19 protein-coding genes are annotated in these 20,794 nt (G+C 60.2%); 15 read left to right on the plus strand and 4 right to left on the minus strand.

All coding sequences use genetic code 11. The annotated features are described in order from the left end of the window. The first annotated feature begins 3 nt into the window (after nt 1-3). From rbbA to PIB16_RS11890, 4 genes are all read left to right on the plus strand, one after another. On the plus strand, nt 4-2,772 hold the full coding sequence (rbbA, locus tag PIB16_RS11875; protein ID WP_174013324.1) for a ribosome-associated ATPase/putative transporter RbbA: 2,769 nt from the start codon (nt 4-6) through the stop codon (nt 2,770-2,772). Continuing rightward, complete coding sequence (locus PIB16_RS11880) at nt 2,769-3,887, plus strand: ABC transporter permease (protein WP_059756311.1); 1,119 nt, start codon at nt 2,769-2,771, stop codon at nt 3,885-3,887. The genes rbbA and PIB16_RS11880 overlap by 4 nt, the downstream gene beginning before the upstream one ends. Before the next feature lie 115 nt (nt 3,888-4,002). Then, the gene (locus tag PIB16_RS11885; RefSeq protein ID WP_020811652.1) at nt 4,003-4,605 is read left to right on the plus strand and encodes a hypothetical protein; all 603 of its coding nucleotides are present in this window, start codon (nt 4,003-4,005) and stop codon (nt 4,603-4,605) included. Between the two features lie 219 nt (nt 4,606-4,824). Continuing rightward, nucleotides 4,825-4,971: a DUF1127 domain-containing protein gene (locus PIB16_RS11890; protein ID WP_003521716.1), complete on the plus strand. Its 147-nt coding sequence runs from the start codon at nt 4,825-4,827 to the stop codon at nt 4,969-4,971. A gap of 434 nt (nt 4,972-5,405) precedes the next feature. Here PIB16_RS11890 and PIB16_RS11895 read toward each other — a convergent pair whose 3' ends face one another. After that, on the minus strand, nt 5,406-5,849 hold the full coding sequence (locus PIB16_RS11895; protein WP_065657684.1) for a response regulator: 444 nt from the start codon (nt 5,847-5,849) through the stop codon (nt 5,406-5,408). 476 nt (nt 5,850-6,325) lie between these two features. Between PIB16_RS11895 and ftsZ the strand changes: the two genes are divergently transcribed. The 3 genes from ftsZ (at nt 6,326) to PIB16_RS11910 (ending at nt 9,297) form a co-directional block, all read left to right on the plus strand. Beyond that, entirely contained in the window at nt 6,326-7,288 is a 963-nt protein-coding gene (ftsZ, locus tag PIB16_RS11900) for a cell division protein FtsZ (protein WP_003521714.1), read from the plus strand. 234 nt (nt 7,289-7,522) lie between these two features. After that, entirely contained in the window at nt 7,523-8,221 is a 699-nt protein-coding gene (locus tag PIB16_RS11905) for a GntR family transcriptional regulator (RefSeq protein ID WP_003505651.1), read from the plus strand. 110 nt (nt 8,222-8,331) lie between these two features. Then, nucleotides 8,332-9,297, plus strand: coding sequence for a dihydrodipicolinate synthase family protein (locus tag PIB16_RS11910; RefSeq protein WP_142846053.1), 966 nt, complete (start codon nt 8,332-8,334; stop codon nt 9,295-9,297). Between the two features lie 290 nt (nt 9,298-9,587). On the opposite strand, the gene PIB16_RS11915 is transcribed toward PIB16_RS11910, so the two are convergent. After that, complete coding sequence (locus PIB16_RS11915) at nt 9,588-10,625, minus strand: Ldh family oxidoreductase (RefSeq protein WP_174000723.1); 1,038 nt, start codon at nt 10,623-10,625, stop codon at nt 9,588-9,590. Nucleotides 10,626-11,063: 438 nt separating this feature from the next. Between PIB16_RS11915 and PIB16_RS11920 the strand changes: the two genes are divergently transcribed. The 7 genes from PIB16_RS11920 (at nt 11,064) to PIB16_RS11950 (ending at nt 17,991) form a co-directional block, all read left to right on the plus strand. Further along, nucleotides 11,064-11,870, plus strand: coding sequence for an ABC transporter substrate-binding protein (locus tag PIB16_RS11920; protein WP_003521709.1), 807 nt, complete (start codon nt 11,064-11,066; stop codon nt 11,868-11,870). A 72-nt stretch (nt 11,871-11,942) separates the two neighbouring features. Further along, the gene (locus PIB16_RS11925) at nt 11,943-12,608 is read left to right on the plus strand and encodes an amino acid ABC transporter permease (protein ID WP_078053901.1); all 666 of its coding nucleotides are present in this window, start codon (nt 11,943-11,945) and stop codon (nt 12,606-12,608) included. Between the two features lie 12 nt (nt 12,609-12,620). Beyond that, nucleotides 12,621-13,274 carry an amino acid ABC transporter permease gene (locus tag PIB16_RS11930; protein ID WP_065657686.1) on the plus strand — a complete coding sequence of 218 codons (654 nt, stop codon included), beginning with the start codon at nt 12,621-12,623 and terminating at the stop codon, nt 13,272-13,274. Further along, on the plus strand, nt 13,267-13,989 hold the full coding sequence (locus PIB16_RS11935; protein ID WP_065657687.1) for an amino acid ABC transporter ATP-binding protein: 723 nt from the start codon (nt 13,267-13,269) through the stop codon (nt 13,987-13,989). Before PIB16_RS11930 ends, PIB16_RS11935 begins: the two co-directional genes overlap by 8 nt. After that, nucleotides 13,989-15,230: an NAD(P)/FAD-dependent oxidoreductase gene (locus PIB16_RS11940; RefSeq protein WP_174000725.1), complete on the plus strand. Its 1,242-nt coding sequence runs from the start codon at nt 13,989-13,991 to the stop codon at nt 15,228-15,230. The genes PIB16_RS11935 and PIB16_RS11940 overlap by 1 nt, the downstream gene beginning before the upstream one ends. A 12-nt stretch (nt 15,231-15,242) precedes the next feature. Beyond that, complete coding sequence (gene lhpI / locus PIB16_RS11945; RefSeq protein ID WP_174000727.1) at nt 15,243-16,952, plus strand: cis-3-hydroxy-L-proline dehydratase; 1,710 nt, start codon at nt 15,243-15,245, stop codon at nt 16,950-16,952. Nucleotides 16,953-16,962: 10 nt separating this feature from the next. Further along, nucleotides 16,963-17,991, plus strand: coding sequence for a trans-3-hydroxy-L-proline dehydratase (locus PIB16_RS11950; protein WP_104680018.1), 1,029 nt, complete (start codon nt 16,963-16,965; stop codon nt 17,989-17,991). Nucleotides 17,992-18,193: 202 nt separating this feature from the next. On the opposite strand, the gene PIB16_RS11955 is transcribed toward PIB16_RS11950, so the two are convergent. Both PIB16_RS11955 and PIB16_RS11960 read right to left on the minus strand, forming a co-directional pair. Further along, nucleotides 18,194-19,216, minus strand: coding sequence for a LacI family DNA-binding transcriptional regulator (locus PIB16_RS11955; protein ID WP_174000729.1), 1,023 nt, complete (start codon nt 19,214-19,216; stop codon nt 18,194-18,196). Between the two features lie 157 nt (nt 19,217-19,373). Continuing rightward, nucleotides 19,374-19,694 (minus strand): hypothetical protein, encoded by a 321-nt coding sequence (locus tag PIB16_RS11960; RefSeq protein WP_003505663.1) that lies wholly within the window; start codon nt 19,692-19,694, stop codon nt 19,374-19,376. Nucleotides 19,695-19,988: 294 nt separating this feature from the next. Here PIB16_RS11960 and PIB16_RS11965 point away from each other — a divergent pair, with 294 nt between their 5' ends. After that, nucleotides 19,989-20,792, plus strand: a complete 804-nt coding sequence (locus PIB16_RS11965) for a transporter substrate-binding domain-containing protein (protein ID WP_078053895.1) — start codon at nt 19,989-19,991, stop codon at nt 20,790-20,792. Nucleotides 20,793-20,794: the final 2 nt, after the last annotated feature.

The raw sequence follows: 20,794 nt of genomic DNA on the forward strand, positions 1-20,794 counted from the left end.
ACCATGGTCGCGCCTCCCGCAACGAATGACAGGCATGCACCGGTCGCGCGATTGGCCGATGTGCGGTTGACCTTCGGAAGCACCATTGCGCTGGCCGACATATCGGTCGAGATCCCCGCCGGGCGGATGATCGGGCTTATCGGGCCTGACGGTGTGGGCAAATCGAGCCTGTTGTCGCTCGTCTCCGGCGCGCGCGCCATCCAGAGGGGAAAGGTGGAAGTTCTGGGCGGCGATATGTCCGATCCGCGCCACCGCGAGGATACCTGCCCGCGTATCGCCTATATGCCGCAGGGTCTCGGCAAGAACCTTTATCCCACCCTGTCCGTCTTCGAGAATATCGATTTCTTCGGCAGGCTGTTCGGACAGGGCGGCAGGGAGCGGCAGGCGCGCATTGCCGAGCTGCTGAAAAGTACCGGCCTCGAGCCCTTCGCCGACCGCCCCGCGATGAAGCTTTCCGGCGGCATGAAGCAGAAGCTGGGGCTCTGCTGCGCGCTGATCCACGATCCCGACCTGCTCATTCTCGATGAGCCGACCACGGGCGTCGACCCACTGTCGCGGCGGCAATTCTGGGAGCTGATCGATTCCATCCGGGCCGGGCGTCCGGGCATGAGCGTTATCGTTGCCACGGCCTATATGGAAGAGGCCGCCGGTTTCGACTGGCTGGTCGCCATGGATGGCGGCAAAATACTCGCCACCGGCTCGCCTGCCGAACTTCTCCAGCGCACCTCCGCACCCAATCTCGACGCCGCCTTCATCGCGCTCCTGCCCGAAGAAAAGCGCGAAGGCTACCACGAAGTCCATATCGCGCCGCGCAAGGTGGCGGGTGAGGGTGATTATGCCATCGAGGCGTCGCATCTCAGTATGCGTTTCGGCGATTTCACCGCCGTCGACAATGTCAGCTTCAAGATCCCGCGTGGCGAGATTTTCGGTTTTCTCGGCTCGAACGGTTGCGGAAAATCCACCACCATGAAAATGCTGACGGGGCTTCTGGCCGCCAGCGAAGGCGAGGCGAAGCTTTTCGGGCACAGGGTGGATGCCAGCGACATGGCGATCCGTCACCGCGTCGGCTATATGAGCCAGGCATTCTCGCTCTATTCCGAACTGACGGTGCGGCAGAACCTCGATCTTCACGCCCGCCTGTTCAAGCTGCCGGAAGAAACCATTCAACCGCGTATCGCCGAAATGGCCGAGCGTTTCGATCTCGGTGCGGTCATGGACACACTGCCGGACGACCTGCCGCTTGGCATCCGGCAGAGGCTGTCGCTGGCGGTGGCGATGATCCATTCGCCTGACATTCTCATCCTCGACGAGCCGACCTCCGGCGTCGACCCGGTGGCGCGGGACGGGTTCTGGCAAATCCTTGCCGATCTCTCCCGCAACGACAATGTCACCATCTTCATCTCCACCCATTTCATGAACGAGGCGGAGCGCTGCGACCGGATTTCGCTGATGCATGCCGGCAAGGTACTGATCAGCGATACGCCTGACGCGATTACCAAGAGCCGAAATGCCGCAACGCTCGAAGAGGCTTTCGTCGCCTATCTCGAGGATGCTTCGGGCGTCAAGAAGGCGGAGCCTGCGGCAGCGCCCGTCGCGACAGCGCAGGTGCCGGCGACGCAACATGCTGCATCCAATCGTAAGCGGTTTTTCGATTTCAGGCGCATGTTCAGCTATACGCGCCGCGAGGCGCTGGAGTTGCAGCGCGATCCCATTCGCGGCACGCTGGCGGTGCTCGGCAGCGTCATCCTGATGTTCGTCATCGGTTACGGTATCAATCTCGATGTCGAGGACCTGACCTTCGCGGTGCTGGATCGCGACGATTCCACCATCAGCCGCGATTATGTGCTCGACATTGCCGGCTCGCGTTATTTCATCGAGAAGGAACCGATCCGCGATTATGCCGATATGGACCGGCGGATGCGTGACGGGGAACTGAGCCTCGCCATCGAAATCCCACCTGGTTTCGGCCGCGATGTCCTGCGCGGCAAGACGGTGGAGGTGGGCGCCTGGATCGACGGCGCCATGCCGCAGCGGGCAGAGACCGTGCGCGGTTACGTGCAGGGCATGCACCAGACATGGCTGGCGCGCAAGGCCGCCGAGATTTACGGCAGCGCGGCCACGCAAAGCAGTTTCAGCATCGAAACGCGCTATCGATACAATCCGGACGTCAAGAGCCTTGTCGCCATGGTGCCGGCGGTCATTCCGCTGCTGCTCATGCTCATTCCCGCCATGCTGGCGGCGCTCAGCGTCGTCAGGGAAAAGGAGCTCGGCTCCATCGTCAATCTATACGTGACGCCGACCACGCGGCTGGAGTTCCTGATCGGCAAGCAGCTTCCTTATGTCGCCCTCGGCATGCTCAATTTCCTGCTTCTGACGGCCTTCGCCATCTTCATCTTTCAGGTGCCCTTCACCGGAAGTTATCTCGCCTATGCGACGGGAGCGCTGCTCTATGTCATCATCGCCACCTCCATCGGCCTTCTCATGTCGTCCTTCATGAAGAGCCAGATCGCGGCGATCTTCGGCACGGCCCTGCTGACGCTCATTCCGGCAACGCAATATTCGGGCATGATCGATCCCGTTTCGTCGCTACAGGGGGCAGGCGCCTTTATCGGCAACATTTATCCCGCCACCTATTTCATGACCATTTCGCGCGGCACCTTCTCCAAGGGGCTGGATTTCGCCGGGCTCTCCGGCTCGTTCCTGCCGCTTCTCATTGCCATTCCGCTGCTTCTCATTGCCGGCGCCGCCCTTTTGAGGAAACAGGCGTCATGAAGCTGTTTTCGTCCAACATCTTCCAGCTCGGCATCAAGGAACTGCGCGGCCTTGCGCGTGACGGCATGTTGCTGCTGCTCATCGTCTACGCCTTCACACTGCAGATTTACACTGGCTCCAGTGCGCTGCCGGAGACGCTGAACAATGCCGCCATCGCCATCGTTGACGAAGATCAGTCGCCGCTTTCAGGCCGCATCAGCACGGCTTTTTATCCGCCTTACTTCTCCCCGCCGAAGCAGATTTCCATTGCGGAAATGGACAAGCGCATGGATGCGGGCCTCGATACCTTCGCGCTCAACATCCCGCCGGATTTCCAGCGCAGGTTGATGGCTGGGCAACAGCCGGCCATCCAGCTCAATATCGACGCCACCCGCATGAGCCAGGCTTTCAGCGGCGGCGGTTATGTGCAGAGCATCGTGACGAGCGAAGTTCAGGAATATATCAACCGTTATCGCGGTGCGACGTCGGTGCCGGTGGACCTGACGCTACGCTCCCGTTTCAACCCGGAGCTCGACAAGTCGTGGTTCGGGTCGATCAATAACATCATCACCGCCATCACCATGCTGTCGATCGTGCTGACGGGGGCCGCGCTCATTCGCGAGCGCGAGCATGGCACGGTCGAGCATCTGCTGGTCATGCCGGTCACGCCGCTGGAAATCATGCTCAGCAAGGTCTGGTCCATGGGCCTTGTCGTGCTGGTGGCCTCCGCATTTTCCCTGTTCGTCGTCGTCAGGGGCCTGCTCGCCATTCCAATCGAAGGCTCGCTCTTGCTCTTCCTGCTCGGAACGGCGTTGCAGCTCTTCGCCATGACGTCGATGGGTATCTTCCTTGCGACCGTTGCAGGCTCCATGCCGCAATTCGGCATGCTGCTGATCCTGTTCCTGCTGCCGTTGCAGGTGCTCTCCGGCGCCATGACGCCGCGTGAAAGCATGCCTGATATCATCCAGTACATCATGCTTCTCGCACCCAACACCCATTTCGTCATACTGGCGCAATCGGTGCTTTTCAGGGGGGCGGGGCTGGATGTGGTCTGGCCGCAATTGCTGGCGCTGCTGGCCATCGGCTCCGCGCTTTTCGTTTTCGCGCTTCGCCGTTTCAGACGTTTCCTGCGCTGATTCCGCCTGTTTCCGCGCAAGTTGAATTAATTGTGTTCGGTAACGGTATGTTCGCGTTCCGTGAATATGCCTATGAGGACGGCTGGGTAAGCGGGCTTTGTTCAGGAGTAGCAAAATGAATATTGCAGCACGTCTGTCACTGGCAGCCATGATCGCACTGGCGGCAACGCCATCTCTTGCGTCAGAAGATATGACGTCGGAGACGAGCGAAGCGATATTCGGTTTCGGCGGCGTCCTGACGAAAGAGGACATGCTGAAAAGTGCAGCCCTCATTCCGGTGGAATATGAGCGCAACGCCATTCTGGGCGGCGGCTATCAGTTCTACCCCTACCACATCGGCAACGTGAAACTCGGCGGCGAAATCGGCGTCGCCGCCAGATTTGGCAAGGGCTTTACCGGTGAAGTCTGGGCGGGTCCGGTTGCACGTTACGAGCAGATCAGGCTCGGAGAGCGGCTGTTCATCACGCCGAGCTTTACCGCCGGCCTCAGCCTCGTCACGGATGCGCAGCGTGGCCGCGAGCGGGAACAGGAAATCAAGGACAACGGCAACGCGAATGTCCTGTTTTATCTGGGACCGGAAATCAACGTGTCCTTCAGCGAGGATTCTTCGACGGAATTCTTCTGGCGTCTTCACCACCGCTCCGGTGGCGGCAAGACGCTCGGCAACATGAAGGGCGCGACAAACGCCAATGTCTTCGGCGTCCGCTACAAGTTCTGAGCGGCAGGGGGCGGTTCCAGGCCCGGCGAACCGTCTGAATTTTAGTCACGTTTCTTTTTCGTCGCAAAGCGTCATGGGGAACCCTTGCGTCTGGCGCATGGGTGGATTGCCTTATTCTGCCTGTTAATTCGTCATCGAAAAGCGCATATAGGGGGCATCAAAGGACGCCGGAACGAAAAACGTTACTGACGTCACCTAAACCTCAGAAAGGGTAATGTCATGAACGTAGCACGCAGCTTCAATAACTGGCGCAAATATCGTCAGACCATCAACGAACTCGGCCGTATGAGCACCCGTGAACTGCACGATCTCGGTATCGATCGTAGCCAGATCACCAGCGTCGCCCGCGCCGCCGTTGGCAGGTAATCAAGGCGATATTGCCTCTTTTGAATGCCCAAACGCCCGCTCAGCGGGCGTTTTTGTTTTGGGAATAGGGGATGCTTCTGCCGCGAATATCCGCCAGATAATCCGGCGATGTCGAAGTGCGAGCCGAAGGGTGGGGTTTTCTCGACCTCAGGCGATGAATATCGCCATGCAATGAATGCATATCTGTACTGCAAGCTTATGCCTGTCAAATGCGCAGAAAAATGTTATCTTCCAATCATCGAAAGGGATGTACCTCCTCCCACATCCTTTTGGTAAAGCGGGTGATCCTTACTCCTCCTCCCAAAGGATTGCCCCGGGGACAGCGGTTTTCCTCCTCCCATATCGCTGTTCATCTTTTCAAAAAGCCTGCCGCACCTCCTCCCGCGGCGGGCTTTTTTGTTTTCAGAAACTTGCCCTTGTCTTCAGGAAATATCTCAGTCGAAAGCCATCATGCCGATGGGCGTCACGGCGTGGGCGCCTGCACGTTTGGCAAGGGCATAGGCGAGGCACTGCTCCACGGCATCCTGCGGCACGGGTTTGGCGATTACGCCGGCGCCGATGCCGAGATTGACGACGACTTCGGGGTTTGCCGTCATGAAGATCACCACCACGCCATGATCTTGGGAAAGCCGCCGTCCGATCTCCGGGCCGGTCTGTCCGTCGGCAAGGTTGACGTCGACGAAGGCGATATCGGCGCGGCTGCCAAGCGCCACGGCGTCTTCCAGCCGGTTGGCGATGCCGATGACATCGGCCTCTTCTTCCGCCTGCAAAATGGAATCCTCTATATCCATGGCGATGAGGAATTCGTCTTCCACGATCAGCACACGCGGCTGTTCCGTGCGGAAACCCGGTTCGTTTTGCAAGACGTCTGCCAACATATGCCTGCCTCCATTCTGTGTTTCAGAGCAACGGATTGAAAACTGAATCGCGGTTGCGGATCATCCGAGGCTTCAACTAAACCCGGAGCGGCGGGACCGGTTCCGTTTTATTTCCCGCCGCTCCAGCGCGGTCGGCATGCAAACACTTCTCGGCGCAACTCGTTCCAAAGTGAGATAAACATAGTGAATGGAGTGTAAACGGTGTGCCTTTTCGGCTATCACCTTTCAACAGCGAAGCAGTTGATTCGGTTCGGTTTTCATCCGGGGAAGGGGTCGGAGAACGTCGCCGTGGAGCATCTTTCGCCCCCTGGAACACCGTTCTTTCGCCATTATGGGGTGAAAGGCCGGCATGGAAATTCAAAGCGTTACAGCCTCTTTCCCCATCGGGGAGGAAGCGCTGGAACCTTGCCGATCATTCGCGTGCCGCAGTCAAAGAACGGCGCGGGACCCTATGAGTTTAGAAAGAGAATAAGACGATGACCCAGTCTCCGCGCGCCACCATTGCCCGCAACACGCCCAATATCGCCGTCGTCGGCGTCGGTGGCGGTGGCGGCAACGCGATCAACAACATGATTGCCGAGGGCATCGGCGGCGTCGATTTCATCGCCGCCAATACGGATGCGCAGGCGCTGAAGAAGACCAACGCGCCGCGGCTCGTGCAGCTCAGCTCCGAACTGACCGGCGGGCTTGGCGCAGGCGCCGATCCCGAGGTTGGCCGGCAGGCAGCGATCGATTCCCTCGACGAGATCATGGATCACCTGAGCGGTTATGACATGTGTTTCATCACCGCCGGCATGGGCGGCGGCACCGGCACGGGCGCTGCTCCCGTCATTGCCGAAGCCTGCCGGGCGAAGAACATCCTGACCGTCGGTGTCGTGACGCTTCCCTTCAGCTTCGAAGGCGCGCGCCGCATGCGGGCTGCCGAATATGGCTTCGCCAACCTGCTCAACACGGCAGATACCGTCATCGTCATCCCCAACCAGAACTTGCTGCGCATTGCCGATGCCGGCACGACCTTCGAAAATGCGCTGAAGACGGCTGACAAGGTTCTGTCGCTTGGCGTGCGCTGCATCACCGATCTCATCCTGCGCGAAGGCCTGGTCAATCTCGATTTCGCCGATGTGCGCTATGTCATGAAGAATGGCGGCCGGGCGCTGATGGGCACGGCGCAGGCCAAGGGTGAAAAGCGCGCCTCGGAAGCGGCGGCCGCAGCCATTGCCAACCCGCTGCTCGGCGAACCGTCGCTGAAGGAAGCGCGCGGCGCTCTTGTTTCCATTTCCGGTGGCAACGATCTGACGCTTTACGAGATCGATGAGGCAATGACGCTGGTGCGCGAGGCGGTGAGCGAAGAAACCGATGTGGTGATGGGCGCTTCCTTCGACCCGACGTTGGACGGCGCTTTCAAGATTTCGGTCGTCGCCACCGGCCTGCGCAATTGATGCTGGCTTGAGGAGCGCGGTCCTGATTAAATCGCCTTCTTTAGTCGGCGATGCCCTATAAACAGCGTCCACGCCACAAACTGAACGTTCAAAAGCCGTCGCGGGCAATTTTCGCGACGGCTTTTTGTTGTTTTTGAACAATTATTCCGCCATTCGAAGAGGCTGCGGCGCTGCGCGGCGTTGATCGGGAAAAAATATAATAGTACTCTTTATGTCGACAAGAGGGATTTGATGATGACGGATATAATTGCTTCTGCCGAGCGCAAGCGCGGCTCCGGCGTGAAGATGGTCTATGATCTGCTGCGCGACGAGATTCTCGATCTGGTTCTGCCGCCGGGCAGCCCCATCGATGAGGTGCAACTTGCCGAAAGGTTCAAGATGTCGCGCACGCCGATCCGCGAGGCGCTGGTGCGGCTTTCGGGCGAGGGGCTGATCGATACGTTGCCGAACCGTTCGACCATGGTGTCGAATATCGATTTCCTCAACATGCACACCTATTTCGATGCGCTGGTGTTGATGTATCGGGTAACGACGCAGCTTGCCGCGCAATATCACCGCCCGGAAGATCTGGCCGGCATCCGCGCCCACAATGCGGAATTTGCCATTGCGGTTGAGGAGCAGGACGCGCTGGCGATGATTTCCACCAATGCCGCCCTTCATCTCTCCATCGCCGAGGCCGGGCGGAATCCCTATTTTACCAGCCTGTTCAAGCGGCTGCTGGACGAGGGACGACGCATCCTCCGGCTTTATTATCAATCCTATGACGATCGTCTGCCCAAGCGCTTCGTCGATGACCATGAAGAGATGATTGCGGCCATTGCCGCGCGCGATATCGCTCTTTCCGAAAGGTTGGCGCGGGAGCACGCCGAACAGATCGTGCGGCAGGTGCAGAAACTGCTGGTGCGAAACGAACGGCTGGAAATAAATCTTTAGCTTGTCGATTTCTTGTCGACAAATAAAATACAAGATTGTAATGTCCTTGTCGAAAAGGGTGGCGCGGAGGTGCGTCCATTCCCGAAAAACATGTCCCTTAGGAGCTTGAAATGACGGCCAGCATTTTTTCCGGCGTGATTCCCGCCTTGATGACCCCCTGCAAGGATGATCGCACCCCTGATTTCGATGCGCTTGTTCGCAAGGGCAAGGAACTGATCGCTGATGGCATGTCGGCCGTGGTTTATTGCGGTTCCATGGGCGACTGGCCGCTCCTGACGGACGAGCAGCGCATGGAAGGCGTGGAACGCCTGGTGAAAGCCGGCATTCCGGTCATCGTCGGCACCGGCGCGGTCAACACGGCATCTGCCGTCGCCCATGCCGCCCACGCCCAGAAGGTTGGCGCCAAAGGCCTGATGGTCATTCCGCGCGTCCTGTCGCGCGGTTCGGTCATCGCCGCCCAGAAGGCCCACTTCAAGGCCATCCTCTCGGCCGCACCGGAAATCCCGGCCGTCATCTACAACAGCCCCTATTACGGCTTCGCCACTCGCGCCGATCTCTTTTTCGCGCTGCGCGCCGAGCACAAGAACCTGGTCGGCTTCAAGGAATTCGGTGGCCCGGCCGATATGCGTTACGCTGCCGAAAACATCACCAGCCGCGATGACGAGGTGACCCTGATGATCGGCGTCGATACGGCTGTTTTCCATGGCTTCGTCAATTGCGGCGCCACCGGTGCCATCACCGGCATCGGCAATGTTCTGCCGAAGGAAGTCATTCACCTCTGCAAGCTGTCGCAGGCCGCCGCCAAGGGCGATGCAGATGCCCGCGCCCGCGCGCTGGAGCTGGAACAGGCGCTCGCCGTTCTCTCGTCCTTCGATGAAGGCCCGGATCTGGTTCTCTATTTCAAGCACATGATGGTGCTGAAGGGCGACAAGGAATACACGCTGCATTTCAACGAAACCGACGCCCTGACCGACAGCCAGCGCGGTTATGTCGAGGCGCAGTTCAAGCTGTTCAACAGCTGGTATGCCGACTGGAGCAAGCTGCCGGGTGCGGTGCAGGCCTGCAAGGCTGCCTGATCAGTCGCTGAAGTGAAAACAAAAGGCCCGCAACTGCGGGCCTTTTTTGTATGTGATGAGATTTGATGTCTCTTTTCCGTCATGCCGGACTAGATCCGGCATCCAGCCACGGCGCGTCTGCGCCGTGAAAGGAATCGTCCGCGATCAAGGACTTGATCGCGCTGGACCCCGGATCTAGTCCGGGGTGACGGAGAGGGGATGCTATGCAGTCGCAAAGAAAGCTGAGTGACGCTGTCGTTATGAGAGAGCCCGCGATCGCGGGCCTTTTTCATTTCCACATCCAAACGCGCTCAGGAAACCGCATCCAGCCCCTTCTCCAGCAACCGGTCGAGCCCGGCCATTTCGGCGGCGGTGAGGGTAATGCCTTCGCTTTCGGACTTCGCGCGTGCAGTGAAGCGGCGGCCCGAGGGCAGGCGGGCGCCCTGGCCGATGATGGCGTCGAACAGCACTTCCGCGCGCTGAAAAGGATCGCCGGGGCGCCCCTTGGCGAAGGTCTCAGGCGAAAAAGCGACGATCAGCTCGCCATGGGTCGGGGCAAGCGTGGTGGTGCCGAGAAATTCGAGCGCTTCGGGGCTGGTGAGATCGCCGATCATGATGCCGGCGAGAAGCTCGATCATGGTGCCGATGGCCGATCCCTTGTGGCCGCCAAAGGGCAGCATGGAGCCGGCAAGGGCCGCTTCCGGGTCAGTCGTTGGCTTGCCGTCGGCATCCAGAGCCCAGCCTTCCGGCAGGGGCTTTCCGGCCCGCCGGTGTAGTTCTATTTCACCGCGGGCCGCAACCGAGGTCGCGAAATCAAAGACATAAGGGGAGGTGTGCTTGCGCGGCCAGCCGAAGGCGAAGGGGTTGGTGCCAAGCAGAGGCTTGGTTCCGCCGGTGGGCGCAACGGTGGAATAGCTCGGGCACATGACCAGCCCGGCGAGACCATTCGAGGTAAGGCCCTCGACTTCCGGCCAGAGCGCCGAGAAATGCGTGCAGTCATTGATGACGAGTGCAGCGATCCCCGCACGTTTCGCTCGCTCCACCAGAACCGGCAGACCAAGTTCGAAGGCGGGGTTGGCGAAGCCGCCATGGGCATTGACCTTGACGATGGCCGTGCCGTCGTCTTCAGCCACTTCAGGTATGGCGTCGGGCTTCACCTTGCCGGCCTTGACGGTGCGGAGCGCGCCTTCGATACGGTAGATGCCGTGGGACTTGCAGGCGTCCCGCTCACCGGCAGTAATGACGCGCGCCAGCGCTCCCGACTGTACATCATTCACCCCGGCCCTCAAAAAAATCGACTCGACCCGCTGGAAAAGTGCCTCAATGGTCAAAGTGGTCGTGTCGCTCATCATAGTCCTCCGATAGGGCTCGCACATTTTGAATACATAAAGTATACAAAGGCGTGAGTATTGCAACGTGTCTTTTCGATGAAGCTCAGTCCGAGCAGAAGGTGACCCTCTCAAACACGAAGACACCTTAAGCCGTCATTCCTTTGCTTGTTACAGAAATCCGGTCGGCGCGTCTGCGCGTCGGAAAGCCTTTTTTAGCCCAAAGATTTGGGCAGGCCAGATTCCTGTGACAACCACGGAACGAGGATGCCGGACGTTTCACCAACCTTGTCCGCTCCCCCCGGCGCTGGCTTGCGTAATCATCCGCGAACCTCATCAGTTCGCACATGCAAAAATTCTTTTTGTATACTCGTTGTATTTTTATGTTGATTTATCGCCGCCATGGGGAAATAGTGACCGCGCCTTCAAGGGCAGACCAATTGTGGGAGCAAATAAAGAATGAAAAAATCGGTCATCGTCGCCGGCCTCTTGGCCGCCACTTTCGCTATTACGCCGGCCAAGGCCGACAAACTTGACGACATCATTTCGTCCGGCACGCTGCGTTGCGCCGTCGTGCTCGATTTCCCGCCCATGGGCGCGCGTGATGACGCCAACAACCCGATCGGCTTCGATGTCGATTATTGCAACGATCTTGCCAAGGCGCTCGGCGTCACGGCTGAAATCGTCGAAACGCCGTTCCCCGAGCGCATTCCGGCGCTGATGTCCGGCCGCGTCGATGTCGGCGTTGCGTCCACCTCCGATACGCTGGAGCGCGCCAAGACGGTCGGCATGACGGTGCCTTACTTCGCTTTCGAAATGGCCGTTACCGCCAACGACAAGTCGGGCATCAAGTCCTTCGAGGACATGAAGGGCAAGACGGTCGGCGCGACTGCCGGCACGTTCGAAGCCATCGCGCTCGAAAAGACGGTCAAGGAATGGGGCACTGGCGAATTCCGTCCGTACCAGACGCAGGCAGACGTGTTCCTCGCGCTCAGCCAGGGCCAGATCGACGCCACCGTCTCCACCTCGACGGTTGCGCAGTCCAACGTCAAGGGCGGCAAGTTCGCGGGCATCTCCGTGGTCGGCAAGGCGCCCTATGACATTGACTATGTCGCGCTCTTCACCAACCGTGACGAATACGGCTTCATCAACTACCTGAACCTCTTCATCAACCAGCAGGTTCGCACCGGCCGTTACGCCGAACTCTATGAAAAATGGGTTGGCGGCGAAGTTCCTTCGCTCACCGTCAACGGCGTTTATCGCTGATCAGGACTTTTCGTAAACGGCGCGGTCAAGATGATCGCGCCGTTGATCGTTTCTGAAAAGGCGGGACGCTTAATGTTCAATTATACATTCCACTGGAATCAGGCGCTGAAGGCTCTGCCGCAGCTTCTGGACGGTGCGGTGGTGACGCTGCAGATCGCCATTCTGTCGATGGTGATCGGTCTTTCCTGCGCCATCGTGCTGACGCTGTTCCGGCTTTCCGGCAACCGCATTCTCGGCGCTTTCGCCGCCGTCTGGGTGGAAGTCGCCCGTAACACGCCGGCGCTGTTCCAGATTTACATGGCCCATTTCGGCCTTGGCAATTTCGGCATTCATTTGAGCCCCTATACCGCGCTTCTGGTCGGTATCGCCTTCAACAATGCCGGTTATCTCGCGGAAAATTTCCGCGGCGCGCTAAAGGCCATTCCCGATACGCAGACGCGCTCTGGCCGTTCGCTCGGCATGACCTCGATGCAGACCTTCCGGCTGATCATCCTGCCACAGATGCTGCGCGTTGCGTTCCTGCCCGCCACCAACCAGATGGTCTGGGCAATCCTCATGACCTCGCTCGGTGTCACGGTCGGCATGAATACGGATCTCGCCGGCGTCACGCAGGCGCTCAATGCGCGCTCGTTCCGCACCTTCGAATTCTTCGCGCTCGCCGCGGTCATCTATTACGTGATCGCCAAGATCGTCACGCTCGCCGCCCGTCTGCTGGCCGCGCGTCTGTTCCGTTATTGAGAGAGGTGAGCCATGTTTGAAACCGCTCTCACCTGGAGTGATCTCGCCTTCCTGGCCAAGGGTGCCGGCATGACGCTTGCCGTCACCGCCGTCGCCGTCACGGCGGGCACCATCATGGGGATCATCTTCGGTATCATCCGTTTCCAGTTCGGCCCCTATTGGTCGCTGCCGCTGACTTTCGTGCTGGATATTTTCCGTTCCGTGCCGCTGCTCATCCAGCTCGTGCTCGGCAATGCTTTCCAGTCGATCGCCAAGCTCGGCTGGCCGCCTTTCACCACCTCCTGCGTGGTGCTGTCGCTTTATACGGCGGCCTATTGCACCGAGATCGTGCGCGGCGGCATTGATGCCGTACCGTCGAATACGCGCCGCGCCTGCCGTTCGCTGGGCATGACCTGGTCGCAGGATATGCGCTACATCGTGCTGCCGCTCGCCACCCGCGTGTCGCTGCCCGCATGGATCGGGCTCACGCTCGGTGTCATGAAGGATTCGGCCCTGGTGCTCTGGCTCGGCCTCATCGAGCTTCTGCGCGCCTCGCAGATCCTCGTCACCCGCCTGCAGGAACCGCTGACGATCCTGATGATCTGCGGCGCCATCTACTTCCTTATCAGTTTCCCCATCGCCCGTTTCGGCGGGTATCTCGAAAGACGGTGGTCCCCCAATGATTGAGATCGAAAACGTCCGCAAATCCTTCGGCCCGCTGGAGGTTCTGAAAGGGATCAACCTCACCGTCAACAAGGGCGAGGTGGTCACCATCATCGGCGGCTCCGGTTCCGGCAAGTCGACGTTGCTGACCTGCATCAACGGCCTGGAGCCGATCGATAGCGGCAAGATCGTCATCGACGGCACGGAAGTGCATGCCAAATCGACCGACCTCAACAAGCTGCGCCGCAAGGTCGGCATCGTTTTCCAACAATGGAACGCCTTTCCGCATCTGACCGTGCTTGAGAACGTCATGCTGGCGCCGCGCAAGGTTCTTGGCATCTCCAAGGAGCAGGCCGAGGAAATCGCCGTCAAACAATTGACCCATGTCGGTCTTGCCGAAAAGCTGAAGGTCTACCCGAACCGCATGTCCGGCGGCCAGCAGCAGCGTATGGCGATTGCCCGCGCGCTCGCCATGTCGCCCGAATATATGCTGTTCGACGAAGTGACCTCCGCGCTCGATCCGATGCTGGTCGGCGAAGTGCTCGACACGCTGAAGATGCTGGCGGATGAGGGCATGACGATGATCTGCGTCACGCACGAAATGGCCTTCGCCCGCGATGTCTCGAACCGCGTAGCCTTCTTCCATCAGGGCGTGATGGCGGAAATCGGTACGCCGGATCAGCTCTTTGGCGCGCCGCAGCATCCTGAGACGCAGAAGTTCCTGGCGAGCGTGCGGTAATGCCTGCAAATGATGTCATCGTCATCGGGGCCGGCGTCGTCGGCCTCTCGGCGGCAATTGCGGCGCAGGGCCGTGGCCTCTCGGTCACGGTCATCGACCGCGAGGGACCGGCGGCGGGCGCGTCCGCCGGCAATGCCGGTGCCTTCGCCTTCACCGATATCCTGCCGCTGGCATCGCCCGGCATTCTGTGGAAGGCGCCGAAGTGGCTGCTCGATCCGCTTGGTCCGCTCAGCGTGCCGCCTTCCTACGCGTTGAAGATCGCGCCGTGGATGTTCCGGTTCTGGCGGGCCTGCGCCGCTTCGAAGGTGGAACATTCGACCGCCGCCCAGACCGCGCTGATGGATCTCGCGAAGGCCGAGCTGGAGCCGTTCCTGAAAAAGACCGATACCATCGCCATGCTGCGCAAGGAGGGCAACCTCCAGGTCTATGAAAGCGAGGCGGAATTCGAAGCCTCGCTTCCCGGCTGGAAGGCGCGCGAGCGGCACGGCATCGAGTTCCGGCATCTCAATGCCGAACAGATGGCTGAGATACAGCCCGGCATCGCGCCGCGTTTCACCTGCGGCACGTTCACGCCCGGCTGGTATTCCATCGCCGACCCCAAGCTTTATACGCTGGCGCTGGCCGAGCATTTCCGCACCATTGGCGGCCGTATCGAATGCCTCGATATCGCTTCGCTCAGGCCGCTGGAAGACGGTGTGGAGGTGGTGAGCCATGATGGGCGCACCCGCAAGGCCGCCAGGGTGGTGCTGGCGGCCGGCGCCTTTTCGCATCGCATCGCCCGTTCGCTCGGGGAAAAAATTCCGCTGGAAACCGAACGGGGGTATAATACGACCCTGCCGTCTGGCGCCTTCGATCTGCGCACGCAGGTGACTTTCGGCGGCCATGGTTTCGTCGTCACGCGGCTTTCCTCCGGCATCCGCGTCGGTGGCGCGGTGGAACTGGGCGGACTGGAGCTTCCGGCCAATTTCGCCCGTTCCGAAGCGCTGCTGACCAAGGCGAAAGCCTTCCTGCCGGGCCTGAAGACCGAAGGCGGCAAGCAGTGGATGGGCTTTCGCCCCTCGCTACCGGACAGCCTGCCGGCCATCGGCCAAGCACGGCACACGGCGCGGGTGGTTTATGCTTTCGGCCACGGGCATCTGGGGTTGACGCAATCGGCGGGCACGGCCCGAATCGTCGCCGATCTTCTGACGGGGCAAAAACCCGCCATCGATACAAGGGCATTTTCGCCGCAACGCTTCTGACGGGGATTTCCGATGTCTTCTTCCCTCTCGACAACAGCCGTTTCTGAAGCCCGCAGCATTTTGGCCGGTTCGGCTGAAGGGCCGGCGATCTCCACCACCGAAGCGCTGAGTTTCTGGGGCGGCGTCGATCCCGCCACCGGCGGGGTCATCGACGTGCACCACCCGCTGCATGGCACCTGTCTCACCGGCGGCGTGCTGTTCATGCCCACCAGCCGCGGTTCCTGCACCGGTTCAGGTGTCTTGCTCGATCTTATCCTGACGGGCCGTGCGCCTTCGGCGCTGGTCTTCTGCGAGGCCGAGGACGTGCTGACGCTGGGCGCGCTGATCGCCGCCGAAATGTTCGGCAAGCCTTTGCCGGTGCTGCGCCTCGACGCGGAAAATTTCGCCCGGTTTTCCGAAGCCGTTCATGTCCGTATCGATGAGAAGGCCATTGAAGCCGATGGCGTTTCCCTTGCCGTCACCTCGCCGGCGACGGCGCATCTCGATCTTGGGGATGACGACCGGGCCATGCTCGAAGGGCGCGATGGCATCGCCGTGCAGCAGGCCATGCGCATCACCGTCGCCATGGCCGCCCAGCAGGGTGCATCGGCGCTTGTCGATGTCACGCAGGGCCACATTGACGGTTGCATCTATGCCAGCCCCGCCAATCTCACCTTCGCGGAAAAAATGGCGGAGATGGGCGCGAAGGTACGGGTGCCGACGACCATGAACGCCATTTCGGTGGACAAGGCGCATTGGCGTTCGCAGGGCATGCCGGAGGATTTCGGCGACCCGGCCGCAAGGCTGGCGGATGCCTATGTGCGCATGGGCTGTCGCCCGACTTTCACCTGTTCGCCTTACCTGCTCGACAGCGCGCCGCGGGCCGGCGACATGATCGCCTGGGCCGAATCGAACGCGGTGATCTTCGCCAATACGGTGCTTGGCGCGCGCACGGCGAAACATCCGGATTTTCTCGATCTCTGCATCGCGCTTACGGGCAGGGCGCCGCTTGCCGGCGTCTATCTAAAGGAAAATCGCCGTCCTCAGCGCATCGTCAATGTGGCTTTGCCACAGGGCGTGGATGATGCCTTCTGGCCGCTCGTCGGTTATCTGGCGGGCAAGGCCGCGCCGGATTGCATTCCGCTGCTGCGCGGCCTTGGCCCTGCGAAGCCGTCACGGGATGATCTAAAGGCGCTTTGCGCCGCTTTCGGCACCACCTCCGCTGCGCCCATGCTTCATATAGAGGGCGTAACACCGGAAGCTGCTCTTCCGCCTCTCGAAACGGCCGATATCGTCACCGTCTCACTCTCCGATATGGCCGCCGGCTGGTCGCTTCTCAATGAGGGACCGGAAGAGGTGCAACTTGTCGCCATCGGCAGCCCGCACGCCTCGCTGGATGAGTGCCACGCGCTTGCGGCTGAATTTGCCGGCCGCCGGCGTCACGCGGATGTCGCCGTCATCGTCACAGCCGGCCAGCAGGTCATCGATGCGGCCGGGCTGGACGGCACTTTGCAAAGCCTGCGCGACAGCGGTGTGCAGGTGCTGCCTGATCTTTGCTGGTGCTCCATTTCCGAGCCGGTCTTCCCGACGAAGACCCGTGCCCTGATGACCAATTCCGGCAAATACGCCCATTACGGACCCGGCCTCAGCGGTCGCGCAGTGCGCTTCGGCAGCCTTGCCGATTGCGTGGAAAGCGCGCTGACCGGCCGTGCTCCATCCCTTCTTCCTTCATGGCTTTCCTAAGGAGTTTTGAATGCGCAGTATCAAGACCGTTCATGTGATTTCCGCCCATGCGGAAGGGGAAGTCGGGGACGTGATCGTCGGTGGAGTGAAGCCGCCGCCGGGCGAGACGATCTGGGAGCAGAGCCGCTTCATCGCCCGCGATGAGACCCTGCGCAATTTCGTGCTCAACGAGCCGCGTGGCGGCGTGTTCCGGCACGTCAACCTGCTGGTGCCGCCGAAACATCCCGATGCGGATGCCGCCTTCATCATCATGGAACCGGAAGACACGCCGCCCATGTCCGGCTCCAATTCCATCTGCGTTTCCACCGTACTTCTGGATGGCGGCATCGTACCGATGCAGGAGCCGGAAACCCATATGCTGCTGGAAGCGCCAGGCGGGCTGGTGAAGGTGCGCGCCGAATGCCGCAACGGCAAGGCCGAGCGCATTTTCGTGCAGAACCTGCCGAGCTTTGCCGCAAAGCTCGATGTCGAACTCGAGGTTGAAGGCCTCGGTACGCTGAAAGTGGACACGGCCTATGGCGGCGACAGCTTCGTCATCGTCGATGCCGAAGCTATGGGCTTTAGCCTGAAGCCGGAAGAGGCGCATGAGATTGCCCGCCTCGGCGTGCGCATCACCAATGCCGCCAACAAGGCTTTGGGCTTCGACCATCCCGAAAACCCGGACTGGCGGCATTTTTCCTTCTGCCTGTTTGCGGGCAAGGTGGAGCGCACGGCCGAAGGCCTGCGGGCAGGGGCGGCCGTTGCCATCCAGCCGGGCAAGGTGGACCGTTCGCCGACCGGCACGGCACTTTCGGCCCGCATGGCGGTGCTGCATGCGCGTGGCGAAATGAAGGAGGGCGAAACCCTGACGGCGGTGTCGCTGATCGGCTCTACCTTCACCGGCCGTATTCTTGGAACGACAACGGTCGGCGACCGTCCAGCCATCCTGCCGGAAATCTCCGGTCGCGGCTGGATCACCGGTATCCACCAGCACATGCTCGACCCGTCCGATCCGTGGCCGGAAGGGTATCGTCTGACGGATACGTGGGGTGCGCGGTAGGGAGGGCCTTTAAAGGTCTATACCCCAATCGGGCTGCATCGGTTCGGCGTCTTTCTTCTCCCCGCCGGGGAGAAGATGGCCCGAAGGGTCAGATGAGGGGGTAACGTTGCCGGATTTCGGAGAGCGTGCCCCCTCATCCCGCTGCCGCGGACTTCTCCCCGGCGGGGAGAAGAAACAAGTGGCGCCCGCTCTAGCTAGAGCCTCACCCACCCAGCCGCTTCGTCGTCTCCCGCACGATCAGCTCGAAGCCGACATCCACCCTTGCGCCTTCGGGAACAATGGCATCCTTTTCCGCCTCCAGTATCGAAAGCAGCAACTCGCCCGCCCTGCGGCCGATCATCTGGGCATCGACGCGGATCGTTGAAATCGCCGGGTAACATTGCCGGCCGATATCGAAGTCGCCGAAGCCGAGGATGGAAATGCGGTCCGGGACACTGATTCCCCGTCGATGACATTCCATCAGCGCGCCGACGGCGGAAATATCCGATACGGCGAAGATGGCCTCGACATCCTGGGCCTTGGCCAGTAGCGAGCCGAGGGTCTTTGCCCCGTGGTCATAGGAGACCGGGGCGCTGCCCTCGCGGATGATGAGATCGTCGGCAATGCCGGCTTCCCGCAGAGCCGCGCCAAAACCGAGCAGGCGGCTTTCGCCACGCCAGTCCTTCACATCGCCATCGGCCCTCGATCCGAGCGCGCCGATTCGCTTGAAGCCAAGCGATATCAGATGTTTGGCGGCAGTTCTTCCCACTTCGTAATTGGAAAAACCGACCGCATGGTCGATCGGGTGTTCGGGAACATCCCAGATTTCCACGATCGGGATACCGGCGCGCATCAGCACCTCGCTCGCCATCTTGGTATGCACCGTGCCGGCGACGACGATAGCATCGGGGCGGCGCTCCATCATGGTGCGGATGACGCGTTCTTCCTCCTGCAGATCGTACATGGTGTAACCGATCAGCAATTGGTAATCGGCGGCGCGCAGCGCATTGGCAAGCCCTTGTGCGCTATCGGCGAAGTTGGAGTTGGTGAGCGTCGGCAGGATGGCGGTGATGAAATTGGTGCGGCGGGAGGACAGCGAACCGGCGATGCGGTCCGGCACATAACCCAGCTTCTCGATGGCCTTCATCACCTTCTGGCGGGTCTCTTCGGACACCAGGGCGGGATCGGCCAGCACCCGCGAAACGGTCATCTTGGAGACGCCCGCGAGTTTCGAGACATCGCTCATGGTTGCTTTTTTTGACGTGACTAACGCTGCGGCCAAAGGCGTGCGCTCCACCAAAGCATGTCTCCCTAAATTCGAACCGGTTCAGGACAAGACATACACGAAGACAATAAGGGAAAGCACGCCGTATGATTGCAGATCGATGCGGCGTGCACCGGATTTATGCGACGCGGCTATAGACCAGATGGTAAAAACGTCCGTCGCACATGCTCATCATCTCATCCGTCAGCACCCGGCCTTCCAGCCGGACGGGGGAAACCAGCGCTTCCTCCACTGCTTCCATCGACGGATAGTCGATTTCCTGCACCATGATGATTGAGGCCGCGTCCGGGTCCGTGCGCTCAGTGCGCATAACCCGCACGGCCTGCGCATTCGGCATGCGTTTCCAGACCGGCAGCAATTTCTCCTCGACGATGCGGAAAAATTCCTCCTCCCGACCGGGGTGAATCCTGCCTTCGAAAATTGCCGAGCGTGTATACATGTTTCCTCCCGAATGAATGCCGACCTAAACAGTTCTGTAGATCGGACTTGCAATGATACCGATAACATGCATTATTGATCCTGCCAAGAACGTGAAACGGTGTCGAACAGAGGAAAATCGATAACCAGCCGAAAAAATTGAATTTCATGGGAAATTCATCTGGTTTTGTGCTTTCGCGGTTTCTTGGGAGGAGTTTTTAGTCAATCGCGTTAAAATGTTATCGAGAACATTTTCCGGTTTGCGCAAGGCCGCTGTTCCATTCTGGGCAGCCACTTTAAGGTTGGAGGAGAAACCATGAGCATATCCAGATTTCTGAAGAACATGACCGTCGCCGTCGGTGTTGCAGCAGCAACGCTTGCCGCCACCACGTCTGCCCAAGCCGTCTCGCTCAGCGAGATCACCGCGCGCGGCAAGGTCAAGATCGGTGTTCTGACCGGTGCGCCGCCGATGGGCATGGTGGACGAGAAGGGCAATCCTTCCGGTTACGACGTCGATGTCGCCAATCTCATTGGTTCTTATCTGTCGCTGCCGGTTGAACTGGTGCCGCTGACGCCGCCTGCGCGTATTCCCGCACTTCAGACCGGCAAGGTCGATTTTCTTGTCGCGACGCTTGCGCCGACCGGCGAGCGCGCCAAGACCGTGATGTTCACGCAGCCTTACAGCGCCTTCAACATGGACATCATTTCCGGCAAGGACCAGAAGTTCGAAAATCTCGACAGCCTCAAGGGCAAGCGTGTTTCGGTCAATCGCGGTTCCTCGCAGGAAACCGCGTTGCGCAAGGCCAATGTCGAAGGTCTTGAAATCGTCGTTTACGAAGACGATTCCACCAGCGCCCAGGCACTGCTCGCCGGTCAGGTGGATGCTGTCGCCTTGCCGTCCACGGTTGGTGAGGCGATCATCAAGCAGCGTCCGGAAGCCGGTCTGCAGGTTGGTTTCACCTTCTTCCAGCAGGGCAACTCCATGGCGACCAAGCTTGAGGACTTCGAGCTGCGCCAGTGGCTGAATACCTCCATCTACCTCATGAAGATGTCCGGCGATCTCGACCGCATCTCGGTCAAGTGGACCGGCCGTCCGCTGCCGCAATTGCCAAGCTTCTGATT

The organism is Agrobacterium sp. ST15.13.015, assembly GCF_027871645.1.
GTDB lineage: Bacteria > Pseudomonadota > Alphaproteobacteria > Rhizobiales > Rhizobiaceae > Agrobacterium > Agrobacterium leguminum.

Bases quoted from the DNA above. Each gene is read 5' to 3' on its own strand.
- rbbA (WP_174013324.1), top strand. From the start codon at position 4: ATGGTCGCGCCTCCCGCAACGAATGACAGGCATGCACCGGTCGCGCGA.
- PIB16_RS11880 (WP_059756311.1), top strand. From the start codon at position 2,769: ATGAAGCTGTTTTCGTCCAACATCTTCCAGCTCGGCATCAAGGAACTG.
- PIB16_RS11885 (WP_020811652.1), top strand. From the start codon at position 4,003: ATGAATATTGCAGCACGTCTGTCACTGGCAGCCATGATCGCACTGGCG.
- PIB16_RS11890 (WP_003521716.1), top strand. From the start codon at position 4,825: ATGAACGTAGCACGCAGCTTCAATAACTGGCGCAAATATCGTCAGACC.
- PIB16_RS11895 (WP_065657684.1), bottom strand. From the start codon at position 5,849: ATGTTGGCAGACGTCTTGCAAAACGAACCGGGTTTCCGCACGGAACAG.
- ftsZ (WP_003521714.1), top strand. From the start codon at position 6,326: ATGACCCAGTCTCCGCGCGCCACCATTGCCCGCAACACGCCCAATATC.
- PIB16_RS11905 (WP_003505651.1), top strand. From the start codon at position 7,523: ATGACGGATATAATTGCTTCTGCCGAGCGCAAGCGCGGCTCCGGCGTG.
- PIB16_RS11910 (WP_142846053.1), top strand. From the start codon at position 8,332: ATGACGGCCAGCATTTTTTCCGGCGTGATTCCCGCCTTGATGACCCCC.
- PIB16_RS11915 (WP_174000723.1), bottom strand. From the start codon at position 10,625: ATGAGCGACACGACCACTTTGACCATTGAGGCACTTTTCCAGCGGGTC.
- PIB16_RS11920 (WP_003521709.1), top strand. From the start codon at position 11,064: ATGAAAAAATCGGTCATCGTCGCCGGCCTCTTGGCCGCCACTTTCGCT.
- PIB16_RS11925 (WP_078053901.1), top strand. From the start codon at position 11,943: ATGTTCAATTATACATTCCACTGGAATCAGGCGCTGAAGGCTCTGCCG.
- PIB16_RS11930 (WP_065657686.1), top strand. From the start codon at position 12,621: ATGTTTGAAACCGCTCTCACCTGGAGTGATCTCGCCTTCCTGGCCAAG.
- PIB16_RS11935 (WP_065657687.1), top strand. From the start codon at position 13,267: ATGATTGAGATCGAAAACGTCCGCAAATCCTTCGGCCCGCTGGAGGTT.
- PIB16_RS11940 (WP_174000725.1), top strand. From the start codon at position 13,989: ATGCCTGCAAATGATGTCATCGTCATCGGGGCCGGCGTCGTCGGCCTC.
- lhpI (WP_174000727.1), top strand. From the start codon at position 15,243: ATGTCTTCTTCCCTCTCGACAACAGCCGTTTCTGAAGCCCGCAGCATT.
- PIB16_RS11950 (WP_104680018.1), top strand. From the start codon at position 16,963: ATGCGCAGTATCAAGACCGTTCATGTGATTTCCGCCCATGCGGAAGGG.
- PIB16_RS11955 (WP_174000729.1), bottom strand. From the start codon at position 19,216: ATGAGCGATGTCTCGAAACTCGCGGGCGTCTCCAAGATGACCGTTTCG.
- PIB16_RS11960 (WP_003505663.1), bottom strand. From the start codon at position 19,694: ATGTATACACGCTCGGCAATTTTCGAAGGCAGGATTCACCCCGGTCGG.
- PIB16_RS11965 (WP_078053895.1), top strand. From the start codon at position 19,989: ATGAGCATATCCAGATTTCTGAAGAACATGACCGTCGCCGTCGGTGTT.